A 12496-nucleotide genomic window follows, 5' to 3' on the forward strand; every position below is an offset into this window, starting at 1 on the left:
TCAGCCCTCGCCATGTCGACTGCCGCGAAAGCCGATGCGAAATCCAGTGCCGCGGAGCCTGTCCGCACCGTTTCGCTGCGCCGAGATATCCCGGCTCTGGTGATTGTGGCGATGACGTTGTTGACGTTTGTGGCGGTGCTCACCCACGACCCGGCCGACCCGGTGCCGACGTCGGTGTGGCCGGTCTCGCTGATCTATACACCTGACATGGCCGCCTACCCGGTCAATGAAAATGTCAACAACGCCTGCGGTTCGCTCGGGGCGTTGATTTCCGCGGTGGCGTTGGACGCGTTGGGTATCGGCGTGTCGCTGTTGATCGGTGCCGGCGGCGGGATCGCAACGGCATTGCTCGTGCGGGGGTACATGAACGCTCCGGTGCTGCGTTCGTTGGGCGGCTGCGTGATGTTAGTCGGGGCCTGCACGGCGGCGTCCATGACGACGATCGAGCTCGCCGGAATGCCCGTCGTGGGTAACGGTGGATATCTCGGTGCGATGGGATCGACCTTCCTGCTGCAGCATTTTCATCCCGTGGGTTCATGGATTCTGACGCTGACGACGCTCGCGGTGGGGCTGTTGTTGACGACGGACTACATGCTCGTTTACGCCGGTCGAAAAGTCGTCGTCGGTGGTGCGAAGGTGTCTCGTCGCGGGATCGCACGGGCCGCGGGAGCGATGCCGGTGACTCTGAAACGTCGACGGCAACCGTTTAGCGATGTCGGTTCGCCGATCTTGCTCGACGGAGAGACGCCCCCGGTTGCGGAGCAACGGGTTGATCCGCCGGAACCCAATATCCAGATCCGCGGGCCGTTGCGGCCGACCGAACCGGCCGTTGAAGAGGGCGAAGAAGAGGAAGCGACCGCTGCGGAACCCGCAACAACCAAGAAGGGGTTGGCGAAAGCCGCCGCGCTGACCGCTGGACTCGCTGCCGTGGCCGGACTCGGTGCGTCCAAGAACAACGCCGCCGAAGAAGAGGAAGAAGAATACGAAGAGGAAGAATATTACGAGGAAGAGGAAGAACCCGTTACGCGTGAACTCGAATATGAAGACGAGGTTCATGCACTTCGCAACGACGAAGCACACGAGGAGACTCCGCCGCCGAACATTCAAATCCCACGCAAGAAAGACATGCGTGCGCAGCTCGACGATGCCGTTCAAGATACCGGCGAAGACCACTCGGACTATCACCTGCCGAGTCTCGAGTTGCTCGAGAGCAGTGACGGGTTCGACTACGACGAGCAAGAAGCCGAGGCACGTCGCAAGGCGATCTTGCTGCAGGAGACGATTTGCAACTTTGGATGCAACGTTCGCGTGACCGACATCCAACTCGGTCCCGTGATCGCGCAGTACGAGATTGAGCTCGAAGCCGGATTGCGGCTCAACAAAATCAGCGCTCTCGCCGACGACCTCGCCATCGCGCTACGTGTTCCGAGCGTGCGGGTCGTCGCGCCGATTCCGGGCAAGAACACGGTGGGGATTGAAGTTCCCAATGAGATCCGCCAAGTCGTGCGTCTGCGCGACGTGATCGAGCAATCCGATTCACGCGTCCACAAGATGAACATCCCGGTATTCCTCGGCCAAGACGTTTCGGGGGCGCCGATGCCGGTCGATCTCGCCAAGATGCCTCACCTGTTGATCGCGGGACGGACGGGTACGGGTAAATCGGTTTGTCTCAACGCGATCATTGTTAGCATCCTGATGTGCTGCAAACCGGACGAAGTTCGCATGTTGATGATCGACCCGAAGATGGTCGAACTGAGTGGTTATGGTCGTTTGCCTCACCTGATGCACCCCGTGATCACGGACATGAAGAAGGCCGAAGCCATTCTCGGATGGGCGGTCGACAAGATGGAAGAACGCTATTCGTTGCTCGCCAAAGCGGGTGTTCGACACATCAACAGCTACAACGATCTCGGTCGCGAAGAAATCTATCGACGCCTCGAAGTCGACGAGACAGAAGGTGATAGTGACGTTCCCGATAAGCTCCCCTTTATCGTCATCATCGCCGACGAGATGGCTGACCTGATGATGACGGCGGGCAAGGATGTCGAGCAACACATCATTCGATTGGCCCAAAAAAGTCGTGCGGTCGGAATCCACTTGATCCTCGCGACGCAGAAACCGACCGTGGATGTCATCACGGGTCTGATCAAGAGTAACCTGCCTGCACGTTTGAGCTTCCAGGTGGCGAGTAAAACGGACAGCCGCGTCGTGCTCGATGAGAATGGTGCCGACAAATTGCTGGGCAATGGTGACATGTTGTTCCTGTGGCCGGGAACGAGCACGTTGATCCGTGGACAGGGGACATACCTCTCCGATGCGGAGATTGACCGCGTCTGCGACCACTGCAGCAGCGGTGGCGAGCAGCGTTTCATCGGCGAATTGATGAATCTCAAAGTCGACGCCGACGGCGAATCGTCGGGCGGTGATCTGAGCGTTGAAAATCTCCGCAAGAAAGACGAACTCTATGAAAGTGCGATTGAAGTTGTCGTTCGCGAAGGCCGTGGTTCGCTGTCGTTGATTCAACGTTGCCTGGGTATCGGGTACGGCCGGGCGGCGAGACTGGTCGACTACATGGCCGAAGACGGGATCGTCGGGCAATACAATGGGTCGAAGTCGCGCGAGGTGCTGCTGACGATGGCCCAGTGGCAACAAATGCAAGGATTGCCGGTAGAGGACGAAGAAGAGGAAACGCCTACCACCAAACCCGTTGCCGCAGTTAGTCAATCGTCAGTCAGCGTCGAGGAAGAGGACGAGTACGAAGAAGAATATGAAGACGACGAGGACTATGAAGACGTTGAGGAATAGGCGGCGTCTCCGCTGAATTGCCGGGAATCGGGCGGTGGTTGACCGCAAAATCCATTGGCCCACTGTTTGCAACATGATCTCTCTGAAGTAGTCCGTTTACCCTACGTCAGGAAATCATCATGTCGTCGAACCCCGAAATCGAAGCCACCCTGGAACAGCTGACCGAATTGTGCTGTGACGCCATCAAAGAAGGTGGTGAATTTCAGCACGAGCTCGCCGAACAACTTGTCACGAATCTCTCAACGAATGGATGGAAGCGTCATTCCAAAGACGGTCCGCCGCTTTCGAATGTTTTGAAGGATCGAATTCGGGAAGAGTGCCCCGAGCCGGCCATTCATCGTGGCGCGGCGATCGATGGCGTGGTCGGCGAAGTTCAATCACTTTATGACCGGGCATCACGCTATGAAGACAAGACTCCAGGTGAGTCAAACCAAGCGATGCCGCCACGCACGATGTAGACGACACGATGTAGTCGAGTCGAAACAATTCGTCGCCGGGAATATCCGGCGGTTGTCAGTCCGCATGCGAGCACGCGACCGCGAACGGACGCGAACGGGGATATAAGGCTCGCACAATCACGAGCACAATACTTGAGCCTCTCGAACTACGAGAGTTGAGCGACCTGTTCGACGAGGGTCAGCAGTTTTGGTTTCAGGCTCTCGAAAAGAAGAGTCGTCTCTTTCTCGTCTTCTTCGCGTGCTGAATCGATCAACGACTGCAGACCTTCGACCGGTTCGCCGGTTTCAAAGGTGCTCAAAAGTCCTTTCAACGCGTGCGCCGTTTGTGCGGCCGCGTCAAGGAACCCTTTCGAAATTTCACCTTCGAGTTTCGCCATCAACACGGGCGCATCCTCAGAGGCCATCTCGGCCAATACGATCAATATTTCTTCGTCGTCGCCGACTCGTTCGATCGCACCGGCAAACCGCTTACGTTGTTCGCTCGTCAGTTTGGACATGTCTTGTTTCGCTTTCATCCTGCTGCCGCTCCTACTTCAACATCGTTCTTCAAGATGATGTTGAACGCATTGATTCGATCGCGAAGTTTGCCGCGCGTGATCCCCAAGATTTCGGCTGCTTGGCTTTGGTTGCCGTTGGTTTCACGTAGGACTTCGGTGATCACATAGCGTTCCATGTACTGTGTCGCTTCGGCGTACACGTTGGTGGAACCGTTGGACAACAGTTCGCGAACGAGCTTAGGCAGACCTGCACCTGGCGTGGTCGTGTCCACTGATGCTCCTGGTGAACGACTTGCCGCGGAGTAACCGGTCACTTCGCGAGGCAATCCGTCAGGGGTGATCACGGGCATCACGGTGTCGAGAACGCAACGACGAATCACCGCTCTGAGCTGGCGGACGTTTCCGGGCCAGTCATAAGCGGACAATAACTCGACGGCCTCGGGGGAAAGACCTTCGAGGTCGGGTTTGTTGAATTCGCGTTTGGCGCCACTGAGGAAGAAACGGATCAACGCCGGCACATCGCTGAGGCGATCACGCAGCGGTGGCAGTTCGATCGTCACGCCATTGAGGCGGTAGAGTAGGTCTTCGCGATATTCACCATCATCCACCATCTGTTCGAGTGGACGGTTGGTGGCGGCGATGATGCGAACATCCGTCTTGAGTTCTTTGTTGCCGCCGACGCGTTCGAAGCGTTGATCCTGTAGAACGCGTAGCACTTTGGCCTGCACGCTCGATGCCATGTCCCCGATTTCGTCGAGGAACAACGTTCCACCGTTGCATTGTTCGAACTTACCGATGCGTCGTGATTCGGCGCCGGTGAAGGCACCCTTTTCGTGGCCGAACAATTCGCTTTCGAGCAAGTTGTCTGGCAACGCGGCGCAGTTCACGGCCAAGAACGTTTCCTCGCCCCGGCGACTGTACTGATACAGAGCGCGTGCGACGAGTTCTTTCCCGGTGCCGCTTTCACCGCGGATCAGGATCGGCACATCTTGTTTGGCAACTTTTCCGATCGCCTTAAAGACGTCGAGCATTGCCGGCGAACGGCCGATAAACAGTTCTCCACTCGCGTCCGCCGATTCGTCGTCGGCAGAGATGGCGACCGGGACGCTGCTGATTTGCCGCTGCTCGATCGCTTTCTCGACAAGGTCACGCAAGGGATCGACCGCGAGCGGTTTGGCGATGTAGTCAAACGCACCCAACTGCATCGCTTCAATCGCGGTGTTGCTGGCGGCTTCAATGGTCATGAAGATCACGGGAATCCGGCGATCGTGTTCGCGGATTTCGCAGAAGACGGCGAGACCGTTTTGGTCGGGGAGTTGAATGTCGAGCAACACGGCATCGAAGTCACCGTTCTTGAGCTTCTCGATCCCTTCCGCCGCGGATGAGGCGGTTTCCACATCGGCGATCGATGCGAGAGATTTCTGTGTGAGTGTTAGGATCAGTCGGTCATCGTCGATGACTAGCAAACTCGGCATTGTCTTGCACCAAGAGGATTGTGGCTGTGATTGTTCCGCCTTATCAGGCAGGGTTGGCGGTGAGGCAATTCCAGCGGACATGGGAGTAGTACCTGTTGAGTGTACGCGAAGAGTCAAATGAATGTCGATCGGCTCGGAAAGTTTGGTCGATTCGCGAAGAGGAAACGGCCGTACACGACGCCGAACTGCAAGCTTGGTGAGAACCCTCCGGGAGCGTGTTTTCGGCGAACACCGCTCGGTAGCCGCGGTCGGGACCGTGCCTACCGAGACCAACACCCTGTCGGGCAATGCACCCGGTCGAACTAGGGCTTTATCAGCCTTGAAAATGGGGGCGAGACCGCACGGCTTTCGCCGTTCCGCTACGTCTTTTCGCGGTAGGGCACCAACCCTCCGGTTCAGGCAACCTCAAGTTCAAGTGAGACGAAGCACTAGGGTTTCAGTTTCCAGCCGACGACAACGCCGAGGCCGAATGCCCAACAGGCGGCGACGTCGGGATTCTCGCGAGCGTATTGTTTGGCGAGGCTAAACAGGTCCTGCGCCGGTTCGCTGACGAAATGGCGGGCGGCATCTTGGGCGGCTTCGCTGGCGTTCACCGCGACGCGGTTAGCGGTATCGCGGGCTTGGTCCGAAACGTTTCGTTGTTGGGAAGCTGTTTGAGTGGGCTGCGACATGATTAATCACCTTGGGGAAAGGGTGCTGCGGTCAAGAAAATGGTCTGCGTAATGGGACTCCTCCGGCGACTTGCCGGCGGTCGCCGTGGGATCATTAAAGGAATCCCGGCGGAAGCGGTTTCGGGGAGAAGATTGAGGGGCGACGAGCGTGGCTTTGAGCCAACGCAGGTTTTCAGCAAATTCCGACTTGGTTTCGGCCATCGCGTTGGCGGCAGCGTTGATCGCTTTCAACGCAGTCCAGCCGAGGACTGCAACGACAAAGAACACGACAGCGCAGATGACAAGCATCGCTCCACCGGTCGATAAGGAAGTGAATTCACCGAGCACGAGCCCACACGCGATCATCAGCACCGTGAGTGCCGACCCGGCGAGCACGGCGGCGACACTACCGCAAATAATCGATCGGGTCAGCTTTCTTTTGGCCTCTTGCGAGTCGACTGAAATAAGCTGCATCTGCAGTTCGAAAAGGTCGAGGACGTCGCGAGCGACACGTTGAAAGCTCGATGTGGATTGCTTGGTCTGTTCGTGCATCGGATTTACCAGTTTTTGCGTTTAACGAGCCAACCGATCGTCATTCCTGCGGCGAGCGCGAACGTCAACGCTGCGGCCGGCTGTTTTTCGACCAACCGACCAATCTTGCGGACGATACGTTGCTCGTCGTCTTCAATCGCGACTGCGTGTTGTTGGGTTGCTTGTGAACGTTGGATTACATCTGGACGTTGAGTGATGGGCGCGATCATGAATAAAACTCGTTGCGAGAATGGGAAGCGTGAATACCGGGACCGGCCGAGAATTTGCTGCTGATCTGATTCGCCGCGATTGTGGTCGCTTGTTTCAACAGCATCGTCGCGACGGCTCCAGCGATCCCGCCCAGAATGCCTCGTTTCGCCGGTGCAGCGGGTGGTTCATAGCCTGCCTGATGGATCACCGTCGGTGTGGGTGATCGTTTGGCGGGAACGAGTAAGTAACCGATTACCGCCGCCGCACCCATCACCGCCAAAGGGCGGCGAGACATGTGGTATTTCCAATCCGACAACTGCTTCACACGTTCGCGAGCGTCATCAACGTCGTAGGGCAATTCGCTGCGAATTTCGCGCATGCTGGCGCGAATTGCTTCGGATTGCCGACGCGTAGCGGTCGTGACAGCCATGACTATTTTTTCCGGCCGAGGAAGAGGAACGCTCCCGCAGCGACGCCGATGCCGAAGACGATCGCCATCGACTCAATCGGGCGGCTGCGGACCGTTTGCGCGACACGTGCGGAGTAGTCGGACGAGCAGGCGGCCAGCCGATCGGCCTGAGCGCGGGCATACCGCGATGCGTCGTCGGCGAGGTTTTGGGCCGCTTCGGCATACTGCTGTACCGCTGCGGACGCCTGGTCGCCCATCGAACCGTTAAACAGTCCGTCGATAAAGTTCTCGACTTCGCGTCGGGTCGCACCCGTCTTCTCTTGGACCACTCCGACCAATTGCTCGGTGTTGCCCTCGGCTCGGCGGAGGTCGTCGTCGGTGAGTTGTCCCCAATGTTCTTTGAGGCGGCCTTTGACCTCATTCCAGTGGCCTTTGAGTTCTTCACGGTTTGGCATCGTGATCTCCATTTAAATGGTTGTGCGGTGATTGGTTTGTGCGGGGTGGATACCGCGTCGTGACCGTCGACAAAGGATGCATTCGGCGTGCCAAGAGCCAAAAGACGGTTCAGAATCCGTCGATACGCCGGGTGGTGGTCGGTAATCGGACAGGCTGACGGTTCGCCCGCCATTTTAGAGGCCAGATCTGGGCCTTTTTGGTGGCGAGTGTTTCAAAACCGGTGAGGATCAACTTCGGAGCGACGTTCCTTCCGTGGGCGGGATTTGCTATCTTCGCGTCGTTGTGAATTCCGCCTCCTTTGCCAGCGTCATTACTTCATGTCCGCATCCCCACCTGAAAACTCTTCCGCTGTCGACACTTCGGCTGTTTCGAGCGGATCTGCTCGCCGCCCTGTCTCGAGCGTCGTCATTACTGGCCTGGGGGTGATCAGTCCGCTGGGAAACACGCCGGACGAATTGCTCGAGGCTTTGCACGCTGGTCAATCAGGAATCGCCCCGTTCAAACAGGTTCCGACTGAGGCTTTTTCGACCAGCCATGGCGCCGAAGCGACCGCATTTACCGGGCATATCAACGATTACGGGCCGCTCGAAAAGGCTTTGCAGCGGACGATCCGCAAGGGCAGCAAAGTGATGTGCCGCGAAATCGAAATGGGCGTGGCATCGGCACAACTCGCACTCTACGACGCCGGTTTCAACAGCGAGGTTTTTGACCGTGATCGTATCGGCGTGCTGTTCGGGTCGGATTACATCATGTCGCTCCCGGAGGAATACACCGAGGGGATCGCCGCTTGCATCGAAGACGGGAAATTCAATTTCGCCAAATGGGGGCAGTCGGGGCTGCCCAAGGTTAATCCGCTGTGGTTGCTGAAATATCTGCCCAACATGCCCGCCTCCCACATCGCGATCTACAACGATTTGCGAGGCCCGAATAATTCGCTGACGCTCCGCGAAGCATCAAGCTGCGCGGCGATCGCCGAAGCCACTTCGACGATTTTACGGGGCCACGCGGATGCCCTCGTCGTGGGAGCGACGGGATCACGCATCCACCCGCTACGGACCTTGCACGCCTCGCTGCAGGAAACCCTCGCGGCCGATCGAGAACCCTGCAGCGAAATGTCACGGCCGTTCGACGCGACCCGCGACGGCAGCGTTCTCGGAGAAGGCGCGGCCTCGATGTTGTGCGAATCACGCGAACACGCACTCGCACGCGGGGCAACCATTTTGGGCGAAGTGCTCGGTTACGGGACCAGTGCCGTCGGTGAATCCGGTGGACCACGCCCGATCCAGATTGCCATCGCCAACGCGTTGCGAGCGACGTTGCGTTCGGCCCAGAACGCGGGGCTTGGCGATGTGCCGATCGGCCATATCCACGCCCACGGTTTGTCCGATGTCGATGTCGACCGTGACGAAGCGGCGGCGATTTGCGAAGTATTTGGTGACTCGTCGAGCCAGCCCCCCGTCACGACCGCCAAGGGGCATTTCGGTAACCTAGGTGCCGGTAGCGGTATGGTCGAAATCATCGCCAGCCTGAAGAGTCTCGGCGCCAACCTGTTTCCGATTCGAAACCTGCAATCGCTTGCCGACGACTGTCCGATCAACGCCGTTACCGAGTCGGGAGTTTCCGCTGGGGATAGTTTCATCAGCGTCAACGTGACGCCGCAGGGACAGGCGGCCGCTGTCTGGATTCGCCGCGAGGGCTGATCGGGGACGGGCGCAAAAGGCCCAACTGGGGAGCAGGTCGGGTACGGCGGGTGGGGAGCACAGGCTGGAATCTATCGACTATGCTGGGGATCGCTTCGTCCCGCCTCTCAAGCCCAGTTCACCAACATGCCCCACCCCACCCACGGCCGTCTGTTTTCGGTTTTTGGTTTCCTACTCGTTGCCGCGTGTTTGCTATCTCCAGCAGGCGATGGCTACTTTGCGTTTAGTTCTACCGCAAACGCGGACGACGCCCCCGCTGCTGATCCCGCTCGATCCGGTGTTGGGACTCAGTCCGATGAGCCGCTCAATGTGCTTGTGCTGTACGCGGACGATTGGCGGTTCGATACATTGGGCGTCGCCGGCAATCCGGTCGTCAAAACGCCTCATCTCGACGAATTGGCGACCCGGTCGATGCGGTTCACGCATAACTGCGTTACGACGGCGATCTGCGGCGTCAGTCGCGCGTGCCTGTTTACCGGCCAAATGATGTCGCGGCACGGGTGTTTCGGTTTTGCACCCTTTAAAACGCCGTGGTCGGAAACCTATCCCGGTTTGCTCCGTGAACACGGTTACTACGTCGGGCACGTTGGTAAATGGCACAACGGCAAGTTCCCCGCTGAACATTTTGATTTCGGCCGATCGTACTACGGCAGACACTGGCTCGAGCAGCCCGACGGCACAAAAATCCACGTCACCCAGAAGAACGAAAATGACGCTCTCGAGTTCCTCAAGACACGTCCCGAAGACAAGCCGTTTTGTTTGACTGTGGCGTTTTTTGCCACGCACGCTCAGGACGGTCACCCCGACCAGTTTCTGCCTCAACCGGAGAGCATGTCGCTGTATCAAGACGTTGAGATCCCGGTGCCGGTGAACGCCACTCAGGAATCATTTGAACGCTTGCCAGAGTTTGTCGGGAACGAGAAAAACGAGGGCCGCAATCGATGGCATTGGCGGTTTGATACTCCGGAAAAATATCAACGGATGATGAAAAACTACTACCGGCTCGCCAGTGAAGTGGACGCCACCTGTGGTCGTATTTTGAGTGAACTGAAGGCGCAGGGCACGCTCGATCAAACGCTCGTCATCTTTACCACCGACAACGGTTACTATCACGCCGAGCACGGTCTCGCGGACAAGTGGTACCCTCACCAAGAAAGCATTCGTGTCCCTCTGATGGTCAGTGACCCGCGGATGTCGGATGACAATCGAGGTCAAACCAACGACGAGTTTACGCTCAGCATCGATTTGGCTCCCACGATCCTTTCCGCCGTCGGCATCGAGGCTCCCGAGCGGATGCAAGGTCGCGACATGAGCCCGCTCTATCTGAGCGATTCCGGCGAGTCGGTCGATTGGCGAACCGAGTTCTTCTACGAGCACCCGACGATTCGTAGCAAGGACTTTATTCCATATTCAGAAGCGCTCGTACGCAAGGATTGGAAGTACTTCTATTGGCCCGAATTCGATCGCGAGCAGTTGTTCAACATCGTCAACGATCCACACGAAGAAAATGATCTCGCGGCGAATCCTGAATACCAGGAAAAACTATCCGAAATGCGGACGCGATTCGCCGAGTTAAAAGCTCAGGCGAAATGACCTCAGGTTGCCGGCTGTTGACCGAGCAAGCGGACGGTGACGACCAGGGCCAACGTCCCCACGGTCAGACACAGCCACACCGGTACGCCAAAAGCGACCGGGAGGGTGCCCGTGAGAATGCACACGCCGCCCGCTAAGAGTGCGTACGGCATTTGCGTGCGAACATGCAACACATGATCGCACCCGCACGCACGGCTCGAGAGAACGGTTGTGTCCGATATCGGCGAGCAGTGATCGCCAAAGATCGCGCCAGCCAGCACGCCGCTGAACGTCGCCAGTGCGATCGGTGAGTTGATCGCCGTCTCCGTGATTTGCGCCACCGTGTGGGCTTGCATGTCCAACACGAGACTGACGGCGATCGGAGTCACAATCGCCATCGTGCCCCAGCTCGTTCCCGTTGCGAATGCGATCGCGCCCGCAAGAATGAACACGCAGGTCGGCATCAGGCGAATATCGATCCGGTCACTGAGCACGCTCGAAAGATAGCCGCCCGTGTCGAGTGCCTCCTTCCCTGTCATCGCCGACAGCGACCATGCCAACCACAGCACCGCCATCGCGGGCATCATCTGCAACGCGCCATCGCGGACACCATCGAGGAGTTTGGGTGCAGTCAGCTTGGAGACGAAGAACGCGAGGACTACCGCAAACGCGAGACCGCATCCGCCGCCGTACATGAGTGCCGTGTAAGAGTCGCCGGAGCCGATCACGTCACCGGCAAAGCGGATCTTCGACATCACACCTGTGTCGATCGGAGCATCGGTGGGGCTTGCCAGCGGTGCGTCCGCCATCAAGGATTGCTTGCCGGACACCACCAGTACGACGAGTATCGCCACCAAACAGGCGGCGATCGGCAGCAGTGCGGTAAGGATGTCGGCGGCTGGTTTTTGAGTCGCCGGTTGTTCAGCGCTGGGAGTTTCGTCTCCTGTTTCGGATTCGGTCTTCAACGCGTCGAGGGATTGGTTTACAGCGTCATGCTCGGCCACTCGCATCGGTCCGAAGTCACGTCCGGTCCGCGCGATGATGAACACGAGAGCGAGCGCGAACCAGGGATAGAATCGATACGGAATACTCTGGATGAAGAAATCAAAGACTGGCACTGATGATCCGTCTCCGGCGTACGCCGAGGCATCCATGCCCGCTTGCAAGTAACTCAGTTCCGTCGCCACCCAAGTGCTCACCAGTGCCAATCCGGCAACCGGCGCCGCGGTGCTGTCGACGAGGTAGGCGAGCTTGGCTCGTGATATCCCAAACCGATCTGCGGTCGATCGCATTGTACCGCCGACGAGTAGGGTGTTTGCGTAATCGTCGAAGAAAACTGCGAGCCCGGTTGCTGCGATCATGCCTTGGGCTCCTCGACGGTCGCGAACGCGTCGTGCTAATCGCGCGATCGTGCGACGCATTGAACCGGCCGCTTCGATCACACCGACCATCATGCCGAGTACCAGCGTAAACGCGAGAACCCGGAGGTGATCGTAGTCAGTCACCGAATCGATGATACTGGTTGTGAAGATATCCCAGGTCGAGCGGACAAACCCGACATCGTTCTGGCCAAACGCCAGTAACCCCGCACCAATTAAAATCCCCGCGGCCAACGGCAGCAAGACGCGTTGGGTCAACAAAGCCAAAGCGATCGCGATCAGCGGTGGCAGCAGACTGGTGTATCCGTATTCCAACAGGAGTTCGCCGAAGGAGTTGCGGTGGAGTGAGGTGGC

Annotated in this window: 12 protein-coding genes; 4 read left to right on the plus strand and 8 right to left on the minus strand. The window is 58.1% G+C overall.

The genetic code is table 11. The annotated features are described in order from the left end of the window. The first annotated feature begins 12 nt into the window (after positions 1–12). Complete coding sequence (locus NB063_RS13620) at positions 13–2805, plus strand: FtsK/SpoIIIE family DNA translocase (RefSeq protein ID WP_250929284.1); 2793 nt, start codon at positions 13–15, stop codon at positions 2803–2805. 119 nt (positions 2806–2924) lie between these two features. After that, positions 2925–3263: a hypothetical protein gene (locus NB063_RS13625; RefSeq protein ID WP_250929285.1), complete on the plus strand. Its 339-nt coding sequence runs from the start codon at positions 2925–2927 to the stop codon at positions 3261–3263. A 146-nt stretch (positions 3264–3409) separates the two neighbouring features. Here NB063_RS13625 and NB063_RS13630 read toward each other — a convergent pair whose 3' ends face one another. The 7 genes from NB063_RS13630 to NB063_RS13660 all read right to left on the minus strand — a co-directional run bounded on the left by NB063_RS13630 (position 3410) and on the right by NB063_RS13660 (position 7490). Next, entirely contained in the window at positions 3410–3778 is a 369-nt protein-coding gene (locus NB063_RS13630) for a hypothetical protein (RefSeq protein ID WP_250929286.1), read from the minus strand. After that, on the minus strand, positions 3775–5235 hold the full coding sequence (locus NB063_RS13635; protein WP_250929392.1) for a sigma-54-dependent transcriptional regulator: 1461 nt from the start codon (positions 5233–5235) through the stop codon (positions 3775–3777). Before NB063_RS13635 ends, NB063_RS13630 begins: the two co-directional genes overlap by 4 nt. A 428-nt stretch (positions 5236–5663) precedes the next feature. After that, complete coding sequence (locus tag NB063_RS13640; RefSeq protein WP_250929287.1) at positions 5664–5906, minus strand: hypothetical protein; 243 nt, start codon at positions 5904–5906, stop codon at positions 5664–5666. Between the two features lie 6 nt (positions 5907–5912). Further along, positions 5913–6437: a phage holin family protein gene (locus NB063_RS13645; RefSeq protein WP_250929288.1), complete on the minus strand. Its 525-nt coding sequence runs from the start codon at positions 6435–6437 to the stop codon at positions 5913–5915. Positions 6438–6442: 5 nt separating this feature from the next. Further along, complete coding sequence (locus NB063_RS13650; protein ID WP_250929289.1) at positions 6443–6646, minus strand: hypothetical protein; 204 nt, start codon at positions 6644–6646, stop codon at positions 6443–6445. Continuing rightward, the gene (locus NB063_RS13655; protein ID WP_250929290.1) at positions 6643–7056 is read right to left on the minus strand and encodes a hypothetical protein; all 414 of its coding nucleotides are present in this window, start codon (positions 7054–7056) and stop codon (positions 6643–6645) included. Before NB063_RS13655 ends, NB063_RS13650 begins: the two co-directional genes overlap by 4 nt. A 2-nt stretch (positions 7057–7058) precedes the next feature. After that, a complete protein-coding gene (locus NB063_RS13660; RefSeq protein ID WP_250929291.1) occupies positions 7059–7490 on the minus strand; it encodes a CsbD family protein in 432 nt (143 codons plus the stop codon). A gap of 318 nt (positions 7491–7808) precedes the next feature. Here NB063_RS13660 and NB063_RS13665 point away from each other — a divergent pair, with 318 nt between their 5' ends. Then, positions 7809–9191: a beta-ketoacyl-[acyl-carrier-protein] synthase family protein gene (locus NB063_RS13665; RefSeq protein WP_250929292.1), complete on the plus strand. Its 1383-nt coding sequence runs from the start codon at positions 7809–7811 to the stop codon at positions 9189–9191. A 126-nt stretch (positions 9192–9317) separates the two neighbouring features. Next, positions 9318–10784, plus strand: coding sequence for a sulfatase family protein (locus tag NB063_RS13670; RefSeq protein WP_250929293.1), 1467 nt, complete (start codon positions 9318–9320; stop codon positions 10782–10784). 2 nt (positions 10785–10786) lie between these two features. Here NB063_RS13670 and NB063_RS13675 read toward each other — a convergent pair whose 3' ends face one another. Further along, positions 10787–12457 (minus strand): Na+/H+ antiporter NhaC family protein, encoded by a 1671-nt coding sequence (locus tag NB063_RS13675; RefSeq protein ID WP_250929294.1) that lies wholly within the window; start codon positions 12455–12457, stop codon positions 10787–10789. Positions 12458–12496: the final 39 nt, after the last annotated feature.

It is taken from the genome of Aporhodopirellula aestuarii (genome assembly GCF_023701485.1).
GTDB lineage: Bacteria > Planctomycetota > Planctomycetia > Pirellulales > Pirellulaceae > Rhodopirellula > Rhodopirellula aestuarii.

Coding starts and splice junctions, on each gene's coding strand:
- NB063_RS13620 (WP_250929284.1), top strand. CDS start 13: ATGTCGACTGCCGCGAAAGCCGATGCGAAATCCAGTGCCGCGGAGCCT.
- NB063_RS13625 (WP_250929285.1), top strand. CDS start 2,925: ATGTCGTCGAACCCCGAAATCGAAGCCACCCTGGAACAGCTGACCGAA.
- NB063_RS13630 (WP_250929286.1), bottom strand. CDS start 3,778: ATGAAAGCGAAACAAGACATGTCCAAACTGACGAGCGAACAACGTAAG.
- NB063_RS13635 (WP_250929392.1), bottom strand. CDS start 5,235: ATGCCGAGTTTGCTAGTCATCGACGATGACCGACTGATCCTAACACTC.
- NB063_RS13640 (WP_250929287.1), bottom strand. CDS start 5,906: ATGTCGCAGCCCACTCAAACAGCTTCCCAACAACGAAACGTTTCGGAC.
- NB063_RS13645 (WP_250929288.1), bottom strand. CDS start 6,437: ATGCACGAACAGACCAAGCAATCCACATCGAGCTTTCAACGTGTCGCT.
- NB063_RS13650 (WP_250929289.1), bottom strand. CDS start 6,646: ATGATCGCGCCCATCACTCAACGTCCAGATGTAATCCAACGTTCACAA.
- NB063_RS13655 (WP_250929290.1), bottom strand. CDS start 7,056: ATGGCTGTCACGACCGCTACGCGTCGGCAATCCGAAGCAATTCGCGCC.
- NB063_RS13660 (WP_250929291.1), bottom strand. CDS start 7,490: ATGCCAAACCGTGAAGAACTCAAAGGCCACTGGAATGAGGTCAAAGGC.
- NB063_RS13665 (WP_250929292.1), top strand. CDS start 7,809: ATGTCCGCATCCCCACCTGAAAACTCTTCCGCTGTCGACACTTCGGCT.
- NB063_RS13670 (WP_250929293.1), top strand. CDS start 9,318: ATGCCCCACCCCACCCACGGCCGTCTGTTTTCGGTTTTTGGTTTCCTA.